Source organism: Delftia deserti, from assembly GCF_042653485.1.
In the GTDB taxonomy this organism is placed as follows: Bacteria; Pseudomonadota; Gammaproteobacteria; order Burkholderiales; family Burkholderiaceae_C; genus Comamonas; species Comamonas acidovorans.
Genome location: NZ_JBHSIH010000001.1, coordinates 4,633,714 through 4,656,836, shown reverse-complemented (window position 1 = coordinate 4,656,836; position 23,123 = coordinate 4,633,714). Strand labels below are relative to the sequence as shown.

At 48.9% G+C, this 23,123-nt stretch carries 20 protein-coding genes; 6 read left to right on the top strand and 14 right to left on the bottom strand.

The window, feature by feature from the left end:
• Positions 1-353: 353 nt before the first annotated feature.
• The 3 genes from ACFPFG_RS22225 to ACFPFG_RS22215 all read right to left on the bottom strand — a co-directional run bounded on the left by ACFPFG_RS22225 (position 354) and on the right by ACFPFG_RS22215 (position 3,205).
• Positions 354-527, bottom strand: coding sequence for a DDE-type integrase/transposase/recombinase (locus ACFPFG_RS22225; protein ID WP_128422649.1), 174 nt, complete (start codon positions 525-527; stop codon positions 354-356).
• A 413-nt stretch (positions 528-940) separates the two neighbouring features.
• Positions 941-1,654 carry a winged helix-turn-helix domain-containing protein gene (locus ACFPFG_RS22220; RefSeq protein WP_338499625.1) on the bottom strand — a complete coding sequence of 238 codons (714 nt, stop codon included), beginning with the start codon at positions 1,652-1,654 and terminating at the stop codon, positions 941-943.
• An 18-nt stretch (positions 1,655-1,672) separates the two neighbouring features.
• Complete coding sequence (locus ACFPFG_RS22215) at positions 1,673-3,205, bottom strand: SEL1-like repeat protein (RefSeq protein WP_154833413.1); 1,533 nt, start codon at positions 3,203-3,205, stop codon at positions 1,673-1,675.
• Between the two features lie 330 nt (positions 3,206-3,535).
• Between ACFPFG_RS22215 and ACFPFG_RS22210 the strand changes: the two genes are divergently transcribed.
• On the top strand, positions 3,536-4,582 hold the full coding sequence (locus ACFPFG_RS22210; RefSeq protein ID WP_046238786.1) for a porin: 1,047 nt from the start codon (positions 3,536-3,538) through the stop codon (positions 4,580-4,582).
• Between the two features lie 133 nt (positions 4,583-4,715).
• Entirely contained in the window at positions 4,716-5,042 is a 327-nt protein-coding gene (locus ACFPFG_RS22205) for a CzcE family metal-binding protein (protein WP_080945292.1), read from the top strand.
• Between the two features lie 42 nt (positions 5,043-5,084).
• On the opposite strand, the gene ACFPFG_RS22200 is transcribed toward ACFPFG_RS22205, so the two are convergent.
• The 10 genes from ACFPFG_RS22200 to ACFPFG_RS22155 all read right to left on the bottom strand — a co-directional run bounded on the left by ACFPFG_RS22200 (position 5,085) and on the right by ACFPFG_RS22155 (position 17,885).
• Complete coding sequence (locus ACFPFG_RS22200) at positions 5,085-5,498, bottom strand: diacylglycerol kinase (protein WP_227740895.1); 414 nt, start codon at positions 5,496-5,498, stop codon at positions 5,085-5,087.
• Positions 5,488-6,204, bottom strand: coding sequence for a phosphatase PAP2 family protein (locus ACFPFG_RS22195; RefSeq protein WP_080945290.1), 717 nt, complete (start codon positions 6,202-6,204; stop codon positions 5,488-5,490). The genes ACFPFG_RS22200 and ACFPFG_RS22195 overlap by 11 nt, the downstream gene beginning before the upstream one ends.
• Before the next feature lie 80 nt (positions 6,205-6,284).
• The gene (locus ACFPFG_RS22190) at positions 6,285-8,759 is read right to left on the bottom strand and encodes a heavy metal translocating P-type ATPase (protein WP_080945289.1); all 2,475 of its coding nucleotides are present in this window, start codon (positions 8,757-8,759) and stop codon (positions 6,285-6,287) included.
• Between the two features lie 71 nt (positions 8,760-8,830).
• Complete coding sequence (locus tag ACFPFG_RS22185; RefSeq protein ID WP_080945288.1) at positions 8,831-9,085, bottom strand: double zinc ribbon domain-containing protein; 255 nt, start codon at positions 9,083-9,085, stop codon at positions 8,831-8,833.
• 31 nt (positions 9,086-9,116) lie between these two features.
• Positions 9,117-9,503 carry a flagellar basal body rod protein FlgB gene (gene flgB, locus ACFPFG_RS22180; RefSeq protein WP_046238784.1) on the bottom strand — a complete coding sequence of 129 codons (387 nt, stop codon included), beginning with the start codon at positions 9,501-9,503 and terminating at the stop codon, positions 9,117-9,119.
• A 128-nt stretch (positions 9,504-9,631) separates the two neighbouring features.
• A complete protein-coding gene (locus ACFPFG_RS22175; RefSeq protein ID WP_154833409.1) occupies positions 9,632-11,302 on the bottom strand; it encodes a phosphoethanolamine transferase in 1,671 nt (556 codons plus the stop codon).
• 160 nt (positions 11,303-11,462) lie between these two features.
• A complete protein-coding gene (locus ACFPFG_RS22170) occupies positions 11,463-11,813 on the bottom strand; it encodes a DUF4148 domain-containing protein (protein ID WP_080945263.1) in 351 nt (116 codons plus the stop codon).
• A gap of 185 nt (positions 11,814-11,998) precedes the next feature.
• Positions 11,999-15,187: an efflux RND transporter permease subunit gene (locus ACFPFG_RS22165; protein WP_046238505.1), complete on the bottom strand. Its 3,189-nt coding sequence runs from the start codon at positions 15,185-15,187 to the stop codon at positions 11,999-12,001.
• A gap of 20 nt (positions 15,188-15,207) precedes the next feature.
• Positions 15,208-16,569 carry an efflux RND transporter periplasmic adaptor subunit gene (locus ACFPFG_RS22160; RefSeq protein ID WP_046238506.1) on the bottom strand — a complete coding sequence of 454 codons (1,362 nt, stop codon included), beginning with the start codon at positions 16,567-16,569 and terminating at the stop codon, positions 15,208-15,210.
• Between the two features lie 17 nt (positions 16,570-16,586).
• A complete protein-coding gene (locus ACFPFG_RS22155) occupies positions 16,587-17,885 on the bottom strand; it encodes a TolC family protein (protein WP_046238507.1) in 1,299 nt (432 codons plus the stop codon).
• A gap of 184 nt (positions 17,886-18,069) precedes the next feature.
• On the opposite strand from ACFPFG_RS22155, the gene ACFPFG_RS22150 reads away from it, so the two are divergent.
• The 4 genes from ACFPFG_RS22150 to ACFPFG_RS22135 all read left to right on the top strand — a co-directional run bounded on the left by ACFPFG_RS22150 (position 18,070) and on the right by ACFPFG_RS22135 (position 22,327).
• Entirely contained in the window at positions 18,070-18,753 is a 684-nt protein-coding gene (locus ACFPFG_RS22150; RefSeq protein WP_080945274.1) for a heavy metal response regulator transcription factor, read from the top strand.
• Positions 18,750-20,129, top strand: a complete 1,380-nt coding sequence (locus ACFPFG_RS22145) for a heavy metal sensor histidine kinase (protein ID WP_080945264.1) — start codon at positions 18,750-18,752, stop codon at positions 20,127-20,129. Before ACFPFG_RS22150 ends, ACFPFG_RS22145 begins: the two co-directional genes overlap by 4 nt.
• Positions 20,130-20,158: 29 nt before the next feature.
• Positions 20,159-21,811, top strand: a complete 1,653-nt coding sequence (locus ACFPFG_RS22140) for a sulfatase-like hydrolase/transferase (protein WP_227740894.1) — start codon at positions 20,159-20,161, stop codon at positions 21,809-21,811.
• A gap of 234 nt (positions 21,812-22,045) precedes the next feature.
• Positions 22,046-22,327, top strand: a complete 282-nt coding sequence (locus ACFPFG_RS22135) for an H-NS histone family protein (RefSeq protein ID WP_080945266.1) — start codon at positions 22,046-22,048, stop codon at positions 22,325-22,327.
• A gap of 389 nt (positions 22,328-22,716) precedes the next feature.
• Here the strand turns inward: ACFPFG_RS22135 and ACFPFG_RS22130 are convergent, their stop codons facing one another.
• A complete protein-coding gene (locus ACFPFG_RS22130; protein WP_227740893.1) occupies positions 22,717-22,968 on the bottom strand; it encodes a helix-turn-helix domain-containing protein in 252 nt (83 codons plus the stop codon).
• Positions 22,969-23,123: the final 155 nt, after the last annotated feature.

Genomic DNA, 23,123 nt, shown 5'->3' with positions numbered 1-23,123 from the left:
TCAACTGCACCAATTGGAACACAAATCCCATTCTTCTGAAGTTTGTTCTTTTATCGTGACCTCTCCAACTGTGCTATCTTAGGCAATCTATGATTATTTTCACCTTCCGGTATCAAATCTAATGCATACAACACCACGGGGGAATAGATCTCCTCACAGAGCTATAGATGTGACCAGGTATGATGTGCTTGGGGATTCGAGCCTGGATATCAGAGCGACTTGACCGATGCCGGCGTGCAGTTTGTGCCAGTTGTAATGGTACGGCCAGCACGCCAGAACGTCGGTCCGCTCAGCTGAGGTCTGGTACGTCCACCCATAGAGCCCACTCGAGCAGCGCGAACTGGATGAATCGTTCAGCCTTGTGGCTGGTTCGATCTGGCGAACTTGAGTTGTACGCCCAAAGCCTTGTAAGCAGCAGCAATCGCCTTTGACGGGAAAGCTGCACCGTTGTCAACCAGCAAGCGTTTAACGCTCATTCCCAACCCAGCGCGGCACGCCATCGCATTGTGCAGGAGCGCTGGCTTCATGCTTCTTCTCGCCGGGATGCATGGTGGTGAAGGCTATGCCTGCATGGTCATCAATAGTCACAAAAAGCATCGCCCACATGCACTTTCAACCGAGTCACGCCGGTAGCAGTCCACTCAATGACTTACCTGACGATGCAGCCGAGCTTCTTGGTGTCGATTGCAGTATGTCCCCGCGTTCATCCTGCTCGCAGCACTTCACCGTTAAAGAAACAACAACTTGGCTTTAACTCAATGCGCCCACTTATTTTTCCCGCATAAAATTAAAAGCAGGAATGCAGATTATGCATTCATGTACAAAGATATCACGCCAATGCATCTGCAGTACACATTAAAATTGCTACTCAGATTCAAACTAAGGTTGACAAGATCCAATTGCAAAAAATTGCAAGTTAATGATGCATTATTCTTTTTATCTAATAATCTTCAGACATCTCGTCAAACTTACCTTTCACATGGCGAATCTCCAGGATATAGCCCGATCCTCGTTGAGTATGAAGTAGTTTGATATCATAAGGATCATCAAGCTTTCTACGCAACCTTCGCACTGCTACGTCCACCATGTTTTTAGTAAAATTGCCGTCTCTATTCAAAACCTGTGCCGCCAGAGACTCCCGAGACAAAAGCTGACCAGAGCGCCGCATAAATGCCAACAGCAATGAAAATTCACCTTTGGTTAAATCAAGCCTCTTGCCCTTTCGTTCTGCACGCTGCTTAGAAAGATCAAGAATAAGATCTCCTAAATAATAGCACTCCTTGTTATTGAACTCAAGAAGCAATCGGCTCTTCAGCTGTTCAATTCTTTTTATGAAACTCTCACTGTGGTCTGAGATTGATGGATCTATTTTCACCCCATTATCGAAGAACACTTCTCGATCCTTGCCATCTTTAATTTTTGTTAGGATCATCATTGGAAGATATTTATCCGTATTAATTTTTGCGAACAATTTAAATTTTTCCAGGAGAATTTTATTCTCATAAAAAAGTATTAAATTTATCTCATTTTTAATAGCATGACGGAGTCCAGAGTGATAGTCACTGAACTCGTCGAAAATATAGCCAAGCGCGCGCAAGGTATCTCGCAAATAATGCGAAACTCCTGCCGGAGGCCTAATTACAAGCATGCGCATTGTGAGATGGACAAATTATTAAAAGACCTCTTTAATAATCTCTTTTTGCACCTTCGCCCATTTTGTCCCCAATCGAATAGCTTCTCTTTGTTGAGATGAAACGGAAGAAAAGAAAAACCTCTCTTGGATATGTAATTTTTGGAGTAGGCGCCTTAGCTGAAGAGATCTTGCTCGAAGAGATCCCTCTAATATGATATTTTCCGGTGATTTAGAAGAAAACAGATTGGCCGCAATTTCCAAGCAGGTCATTGCATACTCAGTAGTTGCTGGAATCACTCTAGGCTCAGCCAACTTACCTTTTGCAACTTGAGTATTCTTCTCAAGCACGATACCCCACGGTCGAATCGTAGCGTTTATGTTCATTGAAAGTGCTTCAAGCTTTGTTAGGCCAAATGCACGCGCTAAGCGCAGTCTCATCGCCAAGAGAGGTGCAATTTCTTGTATTTCTGATATGGCACTTTGGGCTTCATCTTCTGGACCAAAGACAGGCAAGACGAAGGAGCATAGAAGCGATCGTGCCAGAGGATCACCTTTATTTGCTGCAGAGTGCAGCATTTTCATCCCAGACTCCATGGAGTCTATCTCCACAGACTCCCTAAGAATCATCACGCCTAGGCAACGCTCTGCCTCCGCAATTCCGTGTTTGGCGGCCTTCTCCAGACAAAATCTAGCCATAGTGGGATTAGCAACCGAACTACGGTAGTCTGAGCAAATTCGAAAGAGGTGCAGCCATGCCATAGATACACCAGAATCTCCAGATCTCAGTAGCAATGCAACTGACTTTCTCAAGTTTTGGCTTCTGACAAGACGCTTTGCGGGCAAATGTCCACATGGGTAGCCCGCCAGAGATCTCCCGAGAATATGGCAGGCCTTGAGATCGCCCACGGCAGAGCATCGTTCTAAGCTTTGCTCAATTAAATCAGCTGGCAAATGTCCTAAATCGTGTTTAAATGTCTCCGCATAGGCGACTATGTCGCATATGAGCTGATGCAAAGTCATGTTTAGTGGCACGAAGCAGCTATGGGATGAAAGGACCGACAGAATCTGAATGCACCTATCCGGCTGTCTTCCATTTAAAGCCGATCTTGCTTCACTGGCGATTATGGAAGAAACGTCAGTAGGATGTATAATCCTAAGCGCATGTAAGGAACTTAGTAGCTTGCCTACAGAAATTTTCTGATGGCTTGTGTCAGTGCTATCAAGCAATTGAGTTGTACAGCGCTGTAGCCAAACTTTCCCCATTTCTGCTTCACAGCGCAAGAAGTGCCACGCGGAAAGCTTGAGCCGCGCAATCTCATCATTTTCTGCTGCATTCTTTAGTGCAAAAATCAAGTCTTCTTTGACTATTTCTTTTAAAGAGAGATGAGTAGACAATGAGATAGATGCTCTTTGCTGGGCCTTAGGGAACGCGGATTTTAGATATGAAACACCTATAGAAATATTCTTAGAAATTCCAGGTGAGCCTGTTAAGTATGCTTCCCCCAGCTTCAAACATGCTTCTATATCTCCTGTTTTAGCAAGCTGTCTCAGCTGCAGATCCTCGCGCCGCATCACACTCCCCCGGGTTAGCTATTAATCAAGGAACCTAATTCCGATTCCTACTAGATCAAAGACGTTAGCAAACTAATCCCGGCAACTTCCAACCAAAAAAATGACATATTTGCAATATTCGTGCAAACAATATGTGGTGACTATAAGGACATAGGCCTCGAAAGCTCGGATTGTTGGTGGCATGGTTCGTGAAATCTAGAAATCAGCGAATTTGACTTGCGCAACCTTACTCATTCCTTTTCATCCAGCGATATTTTTGCGCGCGACGTTTACGATTTCTGCTGATGCCCGAAGCAGGCATCAATCAACAGTTTTCTTAAGGAAATGATCATGAACTTCAAACACATAGTCGCGCTGTCCCTGGCAGGCGTGGCTGCCGGTGCCAGCGCCCAATCTTCCGTCGAACTGTTCGGTATCGTTGACGTGAACACGCGTTACGTGAACAACAGCAACCTTCCCAGCAACCTGACCATGAACAACAGTGGTCTCGCGTCTGGTCGTTGGGGACTGCGCGGTGTTGAGGATCTGGGCGGTGGCTTGAAAGCGGGTTTCTGGCTTGAATCTGACATTGCTGCTGATACCGGTACGTTCAGTTCGACTGGTAAGTTCTTCCAGCGTCGATCGACAATTAGCTTGATGGGCAATTTTGGTGAAGTTCGTCTCGGACGCGATTTCTCGCCTGCTTCCCAAAATGCGACCAAGTACGACCCGTTTAACGTGATTGGTTTGGCCGGTTCAAACGTTACTAGCCGCATGCCTGGTGCGTTTGCGTCCTACTATCGTCATGACAACGCTATCCAGTACTTCTCACCCAAGTGGAACGGTTTGCAGGCTGAGGCGATGTATGCCATGGATGAAGACCCGTTGACCAGCGTTGGCCGCCATATCGCGGGTCGTTTGGCCTATGACAATGGTCCTCTGAGCATGTCCGTTTCGTATGGCGCGACCGATGTCAACGCCTCGGGCGCAAAGCTCAAGCAATACGGTGCGGCCGCTTCCTACAACTTTGGAGTGGCAACCCTGATGGGCTACTTCCAGCGTGATGATTTGCCCTATGGTATGTATGGCTCGCGTGCTGTAGGGTCTGAGGACCGCTGGCAAATTGGCGTCACTGTTCCCGTTGGCAAGGACTACATTCGTGCCAACTATGTGCGTACAGACTCGCGCGGAGGCCCGGCCGCCTATAACGGTAGCGACGCCAACAAGTTCGCTATTGGCTACGTGCACAACATGTCACGCCGCACTGCGCTGTACGGCACGATTGCACGTGTCACCAACAAGGGCGGCGCAAACTTTAGCCTGGTGGGTGGAGCTGCTGGACTGGCCGCTGGCGGTAGCTCCACGGGTGCAGAAGTGGGCATCCGCCACTCCTTCTGATAGGAAATTGAGATTGGCTTTCTGAACTATGACGAAAACGTAACCATTCAGCCGGTCAATTAAAATATTGCCTAGCCTATAGTAATTGCCATGAGGTGTTCGCCTCATGGCAATTTTTTTGAAAGGAACCGTAATGAAATTTGCACTGCCGTTCACTACCGCTGTCCTGCTGCTTGTTGCGGGCCAAGCTAACGCGGACTACTTTCCTACAGGGAAGTCGTACTACGGCTATGAAGTCCAGTCTACGAGCTACAGAACAATTGATCTTTCCCAGAAAGGTCCAATAAATATAACCTGTGGTGAAATCATCCAATTCATAAGCAACGGAAAGACTCTGATCTGGAAGGCGGACTCCATCTATCATACTGAAGTCCCTATAGCCAAGTTTGCACCTGTTGGATTTGATCCGCAAGGACGATCAATTTTCGTCTCTCAGAATGAATATGAGTTCGGTGGATAATTAATTCTCAATTTAAAAGCCCCACTATTATGTGGGCTTTTTTTATTTATCGATCCATATATTTTTAAAAATTAATGTGCACCAAATAATAGTGCAGAAAATTATAGCCACAAATACTGCAGCGCTTCCAAGGTCCTTTGCTTTTCTGGATAGCTCATTTTCTTCTTGGCCAAATCTATCTATGGCTGACTCAATGGCCGAATTCAATATTTCAACTATCAATACTAGAAAAACACCGGAAAGAAGAAATAATATCTCAAGCAATCCATTGCCAACTACTATTGATAAAGGGATCAAAACCAGGGCCAGCATCGCCTCAAGTCTGAATGCGGGTTCTTCCCAAGCATCTTTTAAGCCGCTCCATGAATAGCTTGTTGCGTAAAATATGCGAGAAAGTCCTCTTCGTGATTTTTGGTGATTAACAAAGATTTGGGGACTAGTTGATTTATCCAACACGATATTGAGTCTTTAGTGAAAATACTATGTATGTCAGCGCTGAGATGTACCAGCAAATGGCTAGCGCCCATAAATCATGGGATATGAAGTGGGCGCCTCGAAGTTGCTGAGTCAAACCAAAGATCAACCCCAGAGTAATGCCTATCGCAAGTCCTCGCCATCTAAACAAAGGCTTGGACATTAAGAAAAAAAAGTATAGACCAATCCAAGCGTATCCGGCACTAGCATGTCCAGCAGGGAAACAATTTCCTCTCCCAATGCTTGATGGCCGATGTTCAAACAAACCCACAAATGGTCGATCTCCTCCAAATTCAGCAAGGCTCCAAGGGCAGTCCATGTTGGTAACTGTCTTTAAGATCCCAATAGAAAAGACACATAGCAATACAGAACTACTCAGATAGATCAGAGGAAGTCTCCAAGTCCGAAAAGAAGAACCAACTTTGAAAAATGAAGAGCAAACTATTGCTATAAGTATTAGGAGAGCTGTCAAACTAACATTCTTCCCTCCTTTATGGAGTATCTTAGCTGCAATCCAATGATCTGTCAGGCGCCATTCGTAACCTTGATATTTGTAGATTTTTGTTGTCAGCCAAAAATCTCCGCCAGCAATCATCAATATGTAAGATATTGCTATTATTGGAAGGATTGGAAAAACCATGTGAGTGAGAAAAAATGGCTTACTGAAACCAAATCCTTTCTCATTCATTTTTTTTATTGAACCCATGAAAGATGGGCCCCATCTACACGAGGCCAATACAAAAAATAAGAGATTTTAGTCTTATCTGATCAAAATGCAGGCTGCTTTTTTTTGTATGCCAGAAGCCTCAACGCATTGAATACAACTAGTAAAGTCGAGCCTTCATGCACTGCTACAGCGGCTCCGATACTGAGGCCCATAATAGTCGCCGGCACTAAAACTGCCACTATGCCAAGGCTGACAAAGACATTCTGACGGATCACTGATCTTGTATGCCGACTCAGACCCACTGCAAAAGGCAAATGCCTGAGATCATCTGCCATAAGGGCAACATCAGCAGTTTCCAGCGCAACATCAGAACCAGCTGCTCCCATCGCAATTCCAACAGTAGAGTTGGCCATAGCGGGGGCATCATTCACCCCGTCGCCAACCATTGCCACCTTGGTTTTCTTCTTAAGATCTCGTATGGCTTTGACTTTGTCTTCAGGCATCAGATCGCCCCAGGCCTCATCCAGACCAACTTCCTGAGCAACTGCATCGGCGACTTTTTGATGATCACCGGATATCATTATCATCCGCGTTATACCCAGGCTCCGCAGTGCCTTCAACGCCTCTTTAGCACCAGCTCTCGGGGTGTCGAGTAATCCAATGGCCCCCAGATCTCTGTCTCCAAATCGGACAAACATCGTTGTACGACCAGATTCTCTCAGATTGTCAATGATTTGCTGTGATTCAGCGCTTAGTTTGGGGATGTCTTCAATACCGAACATCTCGGATTTACCAATCCAGACAGGTTCAGCATTAATGCTTGCTTTTACGCCGCGGCCAATAAGATTTTCAAGATCGCTAGCTACTAGATTCCGCTGATTCACTAACTTCTCGCCAGCGTCTTTCACAATTGCAGCAGCCAGCGGATGGTCGCTAAGGGACTCTACCGCTACAGCTACTTGCAAAAGCTCTTCCTGTGTAATACCTTTCGCTGGCACGATATCAGTTATGCGTGGACGTCCTTCGGTCAATGTTCCGGTTTTATCGAATGCAATCGCATTGAGAGATCCCAACTCTTCTAAGGGGGCTCCACCCTTTATCAAAACACCACCTCGTGCTGCACGAGCTATACCTGATAGCACTGCACTGGGTGTAGCAATGGCGAGTGCACAGGGGCTTGCTGCAACCAATACTGCCATAGCGCGGTAAAAGCTATCACGAAATGGCTCATCAATGACAACCCATGCAAACAGGAGCGCAAAGGCAAGTATCAGAACGGCTGGAACAAATATTCTTTCGAATTTTTCGGTGAAGCGTTGAGTTGGAGATTTGAGTGTCTCGGCCTCACTGACCATTTTCACGACTCGAGCAAGAGCCGAGTCCGCAGATTTTCTGGTCACCTCAATTTCGATACCTCCAGCACCATTGATTGTGCCAGCGAACACCTTTGACTCCGAATTAATGGCATCAGGATTTAATCTAGCCTTCTCCGCATCTTCCACGGCCTTCTTATCTACGGGAATACTTTCCCCAGTGACAGGCGCCTGGTTAACTGCGGAATTTCCTCGGACGATAAAGCCGTCAGCGGCAATCCGCTCATTTGGCTTCATGAGAACCAAGTCTCCTACAACCAGCTCTTCAACTGCAACTTCTAGTACTTGACCATCTCTCCGGACTGTTGCACTGTTGGGCGCTAGCTCGGCAAGTGCTTCAATGGCTCGCTTTGCACGTCCCATCGCGTAGTGCTCAAGAGCGTGACCTAAACTGAATAAAAATAGGAGTAGGGAACCCTCTGCCCATGAGCCCAGCGCCGCGGCTCCTCCGGCGGCCACTAGCATGAGTGTATCAATTTCAAACCGCTTGAGCCGAAGATTCTCCAGTGCCTCTCTGAGAGTAAAGTATCCACCGAAGAAATATGCTAGAACGTAAATTCCGATTGGAAACCAAGCCGGCAAGGAGGGGAGAAATTTCTCAATCGCTACGCCAAGTGCAAGAAGCACCCCGCAGGTGATAGCGAATACCATCTCTGCATTTTTCCCCAGAATTCCTCCCCCGTGATCATGGCCATGATCATTTTCATTTTTGGATTGCGGACGTTCTTTCCTGAACCCCGAATTACCTAACTCAGGTTGAGTGGGATTAATATTTAAATCTCGGAGAGCATCCAGAATATCAACTTCTTTTATTTTATTCTTGTCAAAATCCACATGAACTTGGCCAGTCGGGCTCACCTGCGCCTCTATAACTCCACTTAGACCAAGAAGCTTAGTCTCTACAGTGCGGGCTTTTCTGGCATGGTTTATACCTTCAAATTCTATAAGAAAGTGTCCCCAGCGGTCGGATATCCTGGATCCTGCTGCCTCAACTAGCTCTCTAATACGAATCAGTGGTAATTTTTCTGAATCATAGTGAATGCACAATTTAGGCCATTCGCCATCTTTGCCAGCATCCAGATGGACCTTCTCGACACCATCCCTACTTTGAATATCACTTAGTAAGCGTCTCACCAAAAGGTCATCGCTTGTTGAAATAGATGATAGAACTACCGGTATGTCTAGACGAAGTTTTTTTTTCATGATATTTAATCGACAACAGGAGATAGCTATACCTTTATCGCAGCGTGCCAGTTGACTTGGCAAGCGTCAACTTAAAGATTTTCTCTTCCACATTGCGCGCAAAATTTTGCGCCTGCAACTAAATTTGCGTCGCATCCACGACATACTAAGGAAACTCCACACTGGCCACAAAATCTGCTTGTTGCGGAGTTTGGTGTTCGGCATGTTGGGCATGCATATCCCACTTCGCCGTAACTACCTCTTTTAAGGTATCCACTGGAATTTTTGTGATGTCCATCATTTTTACGGTGATGTCCTTTTCCGAATAACCAGCTGCTGAATCCCATGATAAGCTTCCTAATTTGTTAAGATCCGTGTCTAGACAAGTTTGGATAACATTTCTCCGATTTCCATATACTCATCCACAGCTTGTTTCATTGCCAACTCCGTGCGTATTGCGTTGTCAATGAAACTAGCACGCTCCTGATCTAAATCCACCGTGTTTTTATCGAGAGAGTTCTGTGAGGCCGGGCGGTAGGCGACTTCAGTGTCGTATATGGACTTCAACTCTGAGCTTGGGATATGCCCCTTTTTCGTCTCCTTAACCGACAACATGTTGGCAGAACTTCTTTCAAGCGCTGCCTTGAAGTCCAAGTCTTTTGCTTGATACCCAGGTGTGTCCGCATTGGCAATATTGCTTGCAATTAGTGCGAGCCTTTGCGTTCTGATTCGCAATGCTATGTCTTCAAAACGAACTTCGCTCATTTCATACCCCTTTTCTAATCTTCCTTCGAAGATTTGTTGAAATGTTGTGCTTTGAGGTTGACAAACTATGAATAAATATGATATCCGCCATTAGCGCCTAAGTTGATTACAAATTTGTCATGCTGTCGTCAGTTCTCACTTGTGCAAGAAGCAGCTATGTCTAGAGTCTTATCGTAGACATTCGTCTGCACATCCAGCAGACCTAAGACTGTGTGAAAGTAGTTATCGTGGCTTATTTTGATGTTGAGATTTTTGCTTTTCAAGCACGCTAAACTTGTACCGCTTGAGATTTCCATTGGCTTTGATACCCACATTACCCATGGTATGTTTTTCTGCCCTTTCGGTGCAAAAGAATATGGAAGCCCGTGCAGATAAATATTATTTTCACCTAATGATTCTCCGTGATCGGATACGTACATGAGTGCAGTTGGCGCAGCGGGAAATGAGTTCTTCAGCCAATCTATGGCGTTGTTAATAAAGTAGTCCGTCTCGATGATGCTGTTGTCGTAAGCGTTCACGACTTCTTGTTGCGTACAACTTTGGAGCGCTGCCGACTCGCATTCGGGTTTAAATGTCTTTCTTGAGAGACTAGACCTTTTGTAATATGCAGGCCCATGACTTCCCATTTGATGAAGTACGATTACTTTTCCTTTCCCGTTTTTCATCGATGAAGATGACTGAATGCGATCCTTGAGGCCAACCAGCATGGCAGAGTCCTGGCAGACGCCATCTTTTTCGCAAAGCGGATTGCTTGGCTCATATCTGTAGTATTCGGTCGCAACCCTAGCGCAAACTCCTTTGCAACCAGACTGGTTGTCCAACCAGTAAACCGAAAGCCCAGCCTTAGCCAGGACATCCAGCATGTTTTCGTGGTTTACTTTCCTTGATGCATAGTCTTCTCGATCTAAGTGAGAAAACATACAGGGCAACGACTCAGCGGTACTGGTGCCGCAAGACCATGCGTTCTTTGAGGAGAAGATGTCAGCTCGCTTCGATAGCAGTGGCGTTGTATTCCTCTCATAGCCATTGATTCCGAAGTTTTCGGCTCTTGCTGTTTCTCCAACTATGAGTAGCAATATTGGTTCTTCGCCATTGACTAGCTCGTTAGTTTGTATTTTTGCATCTTGACCGATTTTTTCTATTTTTAAGCTTCTTCTATCCAGAGGGTTTGTAGCCACCTTTATTGTTGAGTAAAATGTATTCAAAGGACTAATTTGGTACCTCATTTTCGTATGATTTCTCATTGTCGACGAGAAAGGTTGATAAATGAGGAAAATGCACACTAAAGCCAAGGCAAGTCCTAGGAATGCCAATAGTACAGATGTAAATATTGCCTTGATTGCAGTCGTCTTTTTTACGCCGGCCAGAATAATCAAGAATATGGGGATTATTGAAAATCCAAGTACCGTTACCAGTAATTCGTAGCTTAGAAGATCAATTGCTTCTCCGATATCAGTTTGCAATGTATTTCGTATCATTCCAGGATCTATTACGATCCCGTAGCTCAGCATGAAGTAGCTAGTGATGGAATTTACAAGTATTGCCCCAACCAATACTGGCTTAAGTAGTGGCCCCAAAGCAAATATTGAAAGAAGAGAGATGTTTAGCGCAGCAACTGCAACTAAAAATCCTATAAAAAATGTTACCCCAATTTCCTCTTGCAACTGGAGCAGAGTCTTCCACAGGGGGATGTTCCCCACAGTTGCAAGCCAAACACCAGTCGCAATAATCAAGACTGCTGGGCTAACTGTTAGATTGGATGAAATCTTTCGAAGCAAGCTTCGATTTTTATTTAACATGACTAGCTCTTCTTATTGAGCCAAATACAAAAAATCCCATATCCAAAGAACTACGTTCTAAAGATATGGGATTATCATTTTCACTATTACAACGAATCTATCCATTGGCTAGAGCATGCCCGCTGATCACGCAGCTCCGATTCGTCATCCACAACTTATTTCAACCACCCATTGCGCGTTGACGTGCATCACGCTGTTCTGGAGTCTCCTTAAGCAATTCGTTAATGACTTCTTGACGGGTCTTTCCGGCATTTGCTTGCTTGGAGGACGCTGGATAAGCGCCAGTATTGAATCGATTGCTTCCGCCCTCGCGAGCGGCCGTACCTGCCTCAGCTTTAACTTGTTCCCGGGTCTTTTGTGAGTTGAAGTGCTCGGGGTAGGTTTTCACGCCTGCTTCATTGTTCGCGGGATGCTGATAGCTTTCGGCTGCGGCTATGCCAGGAAGAATGAATGCGGTCGAAGCGACCAATGCAGCGATAGAGGATGCAATGTTAAGACGACGGTGCTTCATTTCGAGATCCTTTCAAGAGATTTTGAATTTCTATTCGTGGCTTTGTTGGACCCGAGTAGATGGCTCTACTATAGAAAAGCTGCCCCCACAGGACGCACACATTGCCATGACAATGCTGTAATCTAATTGACATAAAAAGGGCCATGGCTTTTGGCCATGGCCTGAAAAGCGATCACGGTCCCAAGTTACGCGATCGCCACCTCACCCGAGGACGATGCCCCATCCTCGGGATTCTGTTGAACGTCGCCTTCCGAAGGGTCGTTCCTGTGGATGAGCCTGTACAGCAGGGGCAGGACGAGCAGTGTCAGCATCGTGGAGGAGAGGATGCCGCCTATGACTACTGTTGCAAGGGGACGCTGCACTTCCGCTCCTGTGCCTGTGGCGATAGCCATAGGTACGAAGCCTAGCGAAGCTACCAAAGCCGTCATAAGGACTGGGCGTAGTCGTGTGAGCGCCCCTTCCGTTACGGCGTCTGGCACGCTCTTGCCTTCCTCACGCAACGTCCGGAAGTAAGAGATCATCACCAAGCCATTGAGCACAGCGACCCCTGACAGAGCAATGAATCCTACAGCGGCAGTAATGGACAGTGGTATGTCTCGCAGCCACAACGCCAAGATGCCGCCCGTGAGCGCGAACGGGATACCTGTAAACACGATGAGCCCGTCTCGAGCATTGCCGAACATTGCGAAGAGCAAGACGAAGACCATCAGCAGAGCGACAGGTACCACAATCATGAGACGTTGACGCGCCGACTCTAAGTTTTCGAATGTTCCGCCCCAGCGGGTCCAGTATCCCGCTGGTAGCTGAAGGCTTTCGAGGCGTTGCTCAGCTTCGTTCACGAAGGAGCCGATGTCACGTCCACGTACGTTTGCACTGACGACGATACGGCGTTTACCATCTTCTCGGCTGACTTGATTTGGGCCAGGAGCCGTCTCAAAAGTCGCGACTGAGGACAGCGGCACGAACCCCACCCGGCCATCTGCTCCCTTTGGCAACGCAATCGGAAGTCGGCTCAGAGCCTCCACATCATTGCGAATGTCCTCGGGCAAGCGAACCTGGATGTCGAAGCGCTTGTCCCCTTCGAAAACAATCCCCGCTTCTCCGCCCCCCAGCGCAACACTGATGGTGTCTTGCACATCCCCCATGTTGAGGCCGTAGCGTGAAGCTTTTTCGCGATCGATTTGCACTGTGAGCATCGGCAGGCCTGTCGTCTGCTCAATTTTCACTTCTGACGCGCCCTGGATTTGCTGAAGCATGCCAGCCACAGTTTGTGCGTTCTTCTCCAGTACGGACATGTCATCACCGAAAATCTTTACGGCTACGTCGCTACGCACGCCAGAAATCAGTTCGTTAAAACGGAGTTGGATCGGCTGGGAAAACTCGTAGTTGTTGCCTGGCACGCTGTCTGCGGTCTTTTGAATCGCAGCCAATAAATCGTCGCGAGAACGCGAAGGATCGGGCCATTGATCCTTGGGCTTTAGCATGATGTAGCCGTCCGAGATGTTGGGCGGCATAGGATCTGACGCAATCTCGGCGGTACCGGTACGTGCGAACACACGGTCAATTTCAGGAAACTCCTTCTTCAAGGTGTTCTCGATCTGGATCTGCATCTCCAGCGACTGTGTGAGGCTGGTGCCAGGAATGCGAAGTGCTTGGATCGCAAAGTCGCCTTCATTGAGGTTGGGAGCGAATTCACTACCTAGGCGTGTCGCCAGCAGCAGGCTAAGGACCACCGCTACACAAGCGGTTGTCAGAACTACTGCAGGGGCTGCCATGACTCTTGCCAGGATGGGCGAGTAAGAACGGCGTGCCCAACTCATGATGCGGTTTTCTTTTTCCGCTACTTTGTCGCCCATGAACAGGGCAACCGCAGCCGGAATGAAGGTGATCGACAGCAGCATGGCTCCGGCCAAGGCGATGACCACGGTCAGTGCCATGGGGTGGAACATCTTTCCTTCCACACCGGTGAGCGCAAAGATGGGTAGATAGACCACCATGATGATCAGCTGACCGAACAGCAGGGGCCGTCGAGCTTCCTTTGCCGCAGCAAATACCTCATGGAAACGCTCACTGCGAGTGAGCGGGCGGCCGCGTGCCTCCTGCGCATGGGCCAAGCGCCTCACACAGTTCTCCACAATCACGACTGCACCGTCAATGATGATGCCGAAGTCCAATGCCCCCAAGCTCATGAGGTTGGCGCTGACCTTGTAGTACACCATGCCTGTGAACGTGAAAAGCATGGACAGCGGGATGATCATTGCTGTGATCAACGCGGCGCGAAGGTTGCCCAGGAACAGGAAGAGGATCACCACCACCAAGGTGGCGCCCTCGATCAGGTTTTTCTTGACCGTGGCGATAGCTTTGTCGACCAGGTTGGTGCGGTCGTAAACAGTGACAGCTTTGACACCTTCGGGCAGGTTGCGGTTGATCTCCCGCATGCGTATATCGACCGCCTGGGATACCTTTCGGCTGTTCTCGCCAATCAGCATGAACACTGTACCAAGCACGACCTCGCGGCCATTGTCAGTCGCAGCACCGGTACGCAGTTCACGTCCTAGGCCTACTTCAGCCAAGTCTCGGATGCGTATCGGTTGCCCCTGAGCAGACCCAACGATGACTTCGCGAATGTCCGCTATTCCCTTGACCTGACCAGGCGCTCGTATCAGATATTGCTCACCTTGGCGCTCGATGTAGCCCGCACCGACGTTTGCGTTGTTACGCTGAAGCGCGGCCACGATATCGGCGAGTGTGAACCCGTAAGCTGAAAGCTTGGCAGGCGACGGTGCGACCAGGTATTCCTTCGCGTAGCCGCCGATAGAGTTGATCTCGGTCACGCCAGGCACATTACGCAACTGGGGCTTGATCACCCAGTCTTGAATCTCGCGCAGATCCATGGGCGTGTATGGCGAACCGTCAGGCTTCTTAGCGCCTTCCTCCGCTTCCACGGTCCACAGGTAGATTTCTCCCAAACCTGTTGAGATCGGCCCTAACGTTGGCGTTACGCCATCAGGCAGGTTTTCGCGGGCCTGCTGCATGCGTTCGTTGACCAACTGGCGTGCGAAGTAGATGTCGGTGCCGTCCTTAAACACCACGGTGACCTGGGACAGGCCGTAGCGCGATAGCGAGCGCGTCTGCTCCAGATTTGGGAGCCCTGCCATCACAGTTTCTATGGGGTAGGTGACACGCTGTTCAGTTTCGAGCGGAGAATATCCAGGCGCCTGGGTGTTGATCTGCACCTGGACATTGGTGATGTCGGGCACAGCGTCGATTGCTAGGCGCTGATAGCTAAACACGCCTAGCGCGGCCATGCCAAACACGGCAAGCAGTACGAGCCAACGCTGCTCGATGGCGAAGCGGATGATGCGTTCAAACATGAAGGTCTCCGATCCCCGCCTCAGTGAGCATGCTCTGCGGTGGCTTTGCCAAGCTCTGCCTTCAGCAGAAAACTGCCTTCAGCCACATACGCTTGATCCGGCTTGAGGCCTTCAAGAATCTCGGTGTTTTTCGTGTCCGAGCGACCGACACGGACGGGCTGAGCCCGGAATCCACCTTCGACCGGAACGAACACGACAGTTTGCTGGTTCTCAATACGCTGAATCGCTGTCGACACTACTGTGAGCGCTGCATCTTGGGATGATGCGGTGACCTCCACGTTCACAAACAGGCCTGGACGCCATGCACCATCCGGGTTAGGCAAAGTGATGCGGGCGGGGGCCGTTCGCGTGTCTTGACCAATGAGTGCGCCAACGTAGGAAACCTCGCCGGTCGCTGTCGATTCGAAAGCCGTTGCACGAACCGTCGCCTTTTCCCCTACACGAACTGATGGCATGTCTGGGGCGGAGACTCGCATCTCGGCCCAGACGGAGCGGAGGTCGGAAATCGTGAAAACCTGCGTTGTGTCCAGGACAGCCTCACCGATAGAAAGATGCTTTTCCACGATGACGCCATCGAACGGCGCTCGTAGCTCGAACCGGTTGAGCCCAGCAGCAGAGCCAGCTCCCGCCCCGGTTGCTGCCAACTTCTGCTCGGCGTTGGAGACAGCGATCTCAGCCTCGCGTAGTACCTGCTGCGCTTGCAGATAGTCTTGCTCTGCGGAAACTTTTTCTTCCCAGAGTTGCTTCTCGCGTTGATAGGTGGTGCGCGCCAGTGCTAGGCGCTTCTGAGCGCCAAGCAACTCGCTTCGTTGTTCTGACACGGCGACACTGCTCAGTACAGCCAAGAGTTGGCCCTTTTTTACGCTTTGCCCAAGATTGGCCGGCACACTTTCGGCAACGCCCGCGACGCGAGGGACAACGTGTGCCGTCCGGTCTTCATTGAAGCGGATTTCACCTGGCAGTTGAAGCAAGCTGCGCACGGTCGCTGGCCCAGCTTGAGCCACTTTTACCCCGGCGACCTTGATACGCTGCGCGTCCATGGGAATCACGCCTTCATCGTCATCGTGACCAGCCTCTGCAGCAGGCTTGGCAGAGGCTTTGTTTTCGCCACTTTCCTCATGATGCTCACCGTCGGCATGGCCGTCCTCATCCTTGTGAGCCTTTGTTGCCTTCTCACCATGGTGCTCTTGGTCGGCATGACTTGCCGCTTCACCATGGCCGTGACCTTTTTCCTGGGATTGAGCTGCTTTTTCGCCCGCAGGCGGGGGGCTCGAAGAGCCGTTTCGAAGAATTAAAGTCGCTGCCAGGACCCCTACGGATAGGATGCTCACAATTGCGATAACTGTGCTGCGCTTAGAACTTGGAGAAGAGTTCGTGTTCATGTTTGAGGCTCAGAGGTTTACTGGTCAGCTTGTGTACCGAGCAGGCGCTCGAGATCTGCGACGGCACTGTGGGTGGACAGCAGCTGGCTTAGGTACTGGCTACGTGCGTCGAACCACGTGCGCTGTGCATCTAGTACGTCGAGGTAGCTAAACTTCCCGAGTGAAAAGCCCTTCACTGCGGCTTCATAAGCCGTCTGGGCCGTGGGCAGGACTTGGGTTGAAAGTTGCTGTGCAAGACGACGGCTAGTCTCCAGCTGTTCACGCGCCTGGAAGAGATTCGTCTGCATCTGAACGCGCAACGCTTGAAGCTTCTCTTCAGCCTGATCCGCGAGGCGCAGCGCCTGTATCTGGTTGCCCCGGTTGGTGTCCAGCACCGGCAGTGGGATCGAAACCCCCAGTACCAATTGATTCCGTCCAACCTCTTGGGCCCGCTTAACGCCTAAGCTCACGGTGGGGTCCGGCATGCGCTTGGCACGTTCCAGATCTGCGGACGCACGGCTTTGCTCCAGGAACGAGCGCGCTTGCCTGATGGCAGGCGATTCCTCCAGCCGCATCAACAAGTCTGGGGCCGCAGGAGCTTCGGGGGCGATATCGAACGTGCCAAGCGCTGGACCGAATGCAAAGCCTTGTCCGCCCAGAAGTGCCTGCATTTGTTGGCGAGCGACTCTCAGGTCTGACTCGGCCTTACCCAGTTCAAGCTCGGCTCCAGACTCTGCCACCTTTGCGCGGCTTTCTTCCAATGGGGCGACCTTGCCTGCAGCAACGCGTTTGGTCGCGGCCTCGCGCGCATTTCTCACAATTTCCAATGTCTGTTTTGCAACAGTCACGCGCTCCTGGGCCGCCAAGAGGCTGTAGAAAGTCGCCCTCACGTCAGCACGGATGTTGGCGCGGGTAGCTGCCAGCTCGGCTTGTGCAACGTCGCGTCCCCGTTCAGCAATGCGCATCCGAGCATCGCGCTTGCCTCCAACCTCTATCAGCTGGTTCCACTGCACAGTTGATGTCTTGGTACGACTGCGGGTATCTTCTTGCAAGTAAGACAGCTCAGGGTTAGGGCGAGCTTTGCTCTGGAGCACGGCGCCGTCGCTGGCCGACAGGCCGAACTCAGCCGCGCGAAGGCTTGGATGAGTCGCGAGGGCCTTCTCGACCGCGACAGCGAGAGTCAGGGACGGGGGCGCCTCACTTGACGCTGTGGTGGGGCCGCTTGAGCTCGTGGGGACGGCGTGGGCCAAACCCGCTCCAGCCAACATGCTGACTAGCAAGGTTTGGCAAAGGCTTGTGCGAAGCCTACTCTTGCCACGTAAGGTTACCAAGTTCATGTATGAAACTCCTGCCCGGCAAAGCCCATGTGCCTGTCGGTCGCTGTAGTGCCCTGAAATATTTATGCGCAAGCGCATGTGGTGGGCGAAGGGCACTATAGGGGACGCTATCCGGCTGCATCCTGATAATAAGATGACAAATTTATCATCCAAGCGCCAGGATCTTAGGATCAAAATCCGCCCCATGAGAATCCTAATAATTGAGGATGATGGGAAGTTGGTGGACCAGCTTGCTCGCGGCTTGGTTGACGAAGGCTTCTCCGTTGACTCAGCCTCCGATGGGATTACCGGACTCAATAAAGCAGCTACCATAGAATATGATTTGATCATTCTAGATGGAATGCTTCCTGGAATAGACGGATTGGCGGTCCTAACTGCTCTTCGCCAATCCAAACAGACATCCGTTTTAATGCTTACTGCAAGATCGTCTGTTGAAGATCGGGTTACTGGCTTGAAATGTGGTGCAGATGACTATATGGTCAAGCCTTTTGCTTTTTCCGAACTGGTTGCACGCGTGAGGGCGCTACTCAGAAGATCCCCTGTCTTCAACAAGCCGTCAGCTGAACCAACAATTTTGAGAATTCATGATTTGGAGATAGATCTTGCAAGGCAGCGGGCTTTTAGAGCAGGTAAAAGGCTTGATTTAACTGCCAAGGAATTTAGTCTATTGATACTTTTAACCAGAAGGCAGGGTGAGATTATCTCGCGCTCCGAACTCGCGTCACAAGTTTGGTCAATGAATTTTGACTCTGAGACGAATGTGGTTGAAGTGGCAATTCGAAGACTTAGGCTAAAAATAGATGAACCATTTGACAAAATATTGCTGCATACGGTTCGAGGAATGGGCTATATTATGGAATCAAGATGAAAAATAACAAAAAAAAGAATAAAGCAACTCGTCCTTTATCCACTCGCCTGTCGATTTCCCTTGCTTTTCAAACTATTCTTGGACTAGGCATTGTTTGCATTACCGTCTATCTGGTAATCGCTCAAACACTATCTGCCAAACAGGCTGACGCGCTTGATCACAAGCAGATCGCTTTAGAGCGCATGTTAAATGAAAGTAAATCACAAGTAGACTCAGAGTCTTTGCAAGGAACCCTGCTGGATTTTCTGAGCGGACATGACGATCTGTCCCTGCTAGTCAGAAAAGATGAAAAAAATGGGGAAGCTTTATTTGATCTTGTTAGACATCATAAAAACACCATCAAAAGAGAGTTCTTCGCCAAGCTTCAAAAATTCGATGGGATGTCTCAAAGTGTTGTGGTTACACTGATATTAGACAGAAGTCCCGACGATTTGATATTGCGGCATTTGGCATGGACCTTGGGTATTGCCGCTATCGCAAGTACACTAATTGTTTCGATATCGAGTGTCTGGCTGGTCAAGAAGGGTTTATCACCGATAAAATTTCTGATAACTCAGGTGCGGCAAGTCTCGGCACAGAACCTAATACATAGGCTGGATGATAGCCAGCAACCACAAGAACTTCGACCGCTTATAGGTCAAATCAATGATCTTCTAGATAGGCTATCGGTTGCTTACAAACAAATGGAATCATTCAATGCCGATGTTGCGCATGAGTTGAATACTCCACTTTCTACTTTGATAAGTAGCTCAGAGCTAGCGCTCAGGAAACGCAGAACCTCCGAAGAGCTTATTGATGTCCTATCTTCTAACCTGGAAGATTTACACAGAATGGCCAATATCGTTGCTGATATGCTATTTCTTTCGAATGCCGACCGCGGCAATGGGGCGCGGCTTATAAAAATCTGCAGCCTCGCAGATCTAGCGAGAGAGGTTATAGACTTTCACGAAGCTGCAATTATGGAGGCTGGCTTAGAAGTGGAAGTGCATGGTGATGCCAGTGGCGTATTTGATGCAAGTTTAGTACGTCGTGCTCTCTCGAATTTATTAGGGAATGCCACACGATATGCCAATATGGGAGGGAAAATATTGGTGGATATTCGAAGACATGAGAATTTATCAGAATCCACCGAAATAAAAACCTCTATTATTGAGTTGACTGTGACAAATGAAGGCAAAACTATACACCCAGAGCACCTACCTAGACTATTTGATAGATTCTACAGAGCAGACTCTTCGCGGTCATATGCAAATAAAAATCACGGATTGGGTTTGGCAATTGTTTCAGCCATCGCTAGGCTTCACATGGGAAGTGTTTTTGCAAGGTCCGAAAATGGCGTTACGAGTATCGGCTTGATATTTCCTCAGAATTCATAGATAGTTGTATAGTTGCCTTTGCCACTTTATTGAGTGAGCGCCATTTTTTCGGTTTGTCAGTGAAAAAATTTTGGAAAATAATCCATAGTAAGATGGAAAAATCAGGGGTGGTGGCTGCGCTGCTCCTGATATCAACTTTTTTCGTCTCCCTGTTAGGACAAGACAGCCTCAGAGCCGCAAAATCTTTTTTCCTATACCTTCCTTTCGGTATTTTTATCTTCTGGGGCTTGAAGAAGAAAGATATCGGTTGTTTTTCCAGAGTATTTGTTTGGATTGCAACATCAATCTTCTACATTGATGGCATCGTTCGATATTTTCTGAAGGAGGCATATGGAGCCTCTCCGGAGAGCTCCCTTGTACTGGAGGCAGCGGCAAACACAAATATCCGCGAAAGTGCTGAATATCTTTTTGCAAATTCAGTACGTTTCTTGATACTAGGCTCTGGTCTATTGGCTCTAATGCTTTTCTCAGGAAAACTTCTGATGATCGCGCGCGCTGATGCAACGAACTCATCTCGGCTATTATCGGGATTCATTCTTCTTCTTATGCTAGTTAGTGTGGTTGCACATCTTAGTAAGCCGTGGAGACGATTGCACCCAGTGTTTTTTTGGCAGGATTGGTATAAATCTGTATCTGTGGTGAAGAGCAATTGGAAAACCCAAGCATCTTCTCGTGAAGATCAACTCTTTCGAGCAAATGCAATATCTCCAAAAATAGATCGCAAAGGTGGATCGGTTGTCGTCCTAGTAATTGCCGATAGCATTAACCGCGACAACATGGGAGTCTACGGGTATAAGAGAAATACAACTCCAATATTGTCTTTGAGGCGAAAGGAACTAGGACGTGATATGGTGATATTCCGTGATGCTTGGTCTTTGGATGCAAGCACAGTTCCTGCGTTTGAAAGTATGTTCTCGCTGCAAGGCGCTAATGGTGAACAGTCTGTTCATCTGATGGCGATGGCTCGATCCGCTGGATATAAAATTTGGTGGGTGAGCAATCATGATGATGTGGCTATTGAGTCGCGTCATGCAGCTTATGCAGACACAGTTGAAATGGTCAATCGGACCCCTGGGCGTTCATCCTCCTCATTAGACGGAGAAGTTCTTGAGGGCCTGGAAATGGCCCTAAATGATTCTGCTGAAAAAAAATTCATAGTCGTTCATTTGCTAGGCGCGCATCCTCACTACGCCCTCAGATATCCAAAGAATGAAAACCCATTCTCCCAAACAATGGATGACATTGACTATGAGATGCAAGAAAAGAAAAGGTCGTTTTGGGTTAAGGGATTCAGGGAACAGTACGATTCAGCAATTCTTTATCATGACTCTGTAGTATCCAAAACTCTGGATCTCACTAGATTTGCAGGCAAATCGCCCTATCGCGCATGGATTTATCTTTCGGACCATGGTCAAGAAGTTGGGCATCTGCTTGACAAGGCCGGCCACAGTCCAACTACAGAATCCGGATATCGCATTCCAGCCATGATCTGGCGCAATGATATTGGCAGTGAAGGAGAGATGGGTGCTGGTGAGAGAAAGTTCAGATCTGACTGGATGGCGTGGGCGGTGGCCGATCTTTTGTCTCTACAGTGGAAAAATAAGAATACTAACTTAAGCATTTTATCCGATAATTATCAATGGACCCCCCCTCAATACAACTTCAAACTAACATACAAATAGTAAAACAACCTACCTACAGGGTCATGCAAAATAGGACTTGAATAGGCAAATGTTTGGTATCAATTCTTGAAATTGGTTTATTTTTAAGGATGGTCTTGGGGCTGGCCAAGCTGGCTGGCTTCTACTCCCAAGCTAAACCGCATGCCAGCGCAACAGTACCGCAAGTACGCAACCTAGCATCATCAAAATATCATAAAATTTCTGCGTTGCTATCACATAGATTAGGTGAAATCCATGACAGTTGATTACAAGGCGCTTCTCCAGCAGAAAGCTGAGCTTGAAGCTAAGATCGCCCAGGCTTTGGCCGCAGAGAAGGCTGGTGTTCTAGCCCGAGTTCGAAGCCTAGTTGCAGACTACAAGCTGTCGGCCGAGGATGTGTTCGGTGGCTCCAAGCGCAAAATGGGGACGGGTACGCCGAAGTACCGGGATCCGGCCACTGGCTCTACTTGGACAGGCCGAGGTAAGCCGCCAACATGGATTAAGGGCATAGCAGACAGATCTTCTTTCGAGATCTGAGCTACTTGAATTCCGACGTAACCTCGGGGTGCTCATGACATTCCCCCCTATGCTCAAAGGATAGGCGGGGCTTGTCTACCGGACCAGGGGCAGTCTACGCACCTTAACAAGGTGTCTTTGAAACCAGCAGCAGCCCACAACGTGGATTTTGGGCAAGAATCGCGACGACTATCTCATCTTCGAGCGCCCTACATCAGAGGGCCCCTTCCTGGCGGAAATGGCAACCGCAGCAGATCCTTAGCCGCAACTGAGGAACTCCCAACTGGGTTGGAACAACGGCAACCGCGAAGCTTGCCGCAGCCAACCCAGATGTGCCTCCAACGGCCCGTGGCAGCTTGCCAGTACACCCTTCTTGCGTACGGCATCTGCTTGGCCCCCGAACAACGAAACTACTGACGGGTTGGCACTTGAGCTGTTAAGTGCCCCTTCAGGTACCGTGCCTGTACCCGTGCCATGAAGTTGCCCAGCGGAAGCTCCAGGGCCTCTGAGAGCCTGTACAGCACGCTCAACGTGGGCTGTTTGCGCGCGACTTCAATCAAGCTGATGTAGGGCCGATCGAGGTTGCATCGTCCAGCCAAATCCTCCTGAGTCAATCCCAGCTCCCGACGACGAGCCTTCAACTCCAGGGCAAGCGCCTCCATGAGTGGTTGGTTCGTGCTCGGGCGCATCGAGTGACTGTGTCAGGTATGTATACTTTAGACACGTGTCTATAGACAGCAAAATCAACATCCATGCGGCCATGCGCACCGCAACCACTCCGGGCTGAGCGAACCTAGGGAGAGGAGCTCCTAGTTGC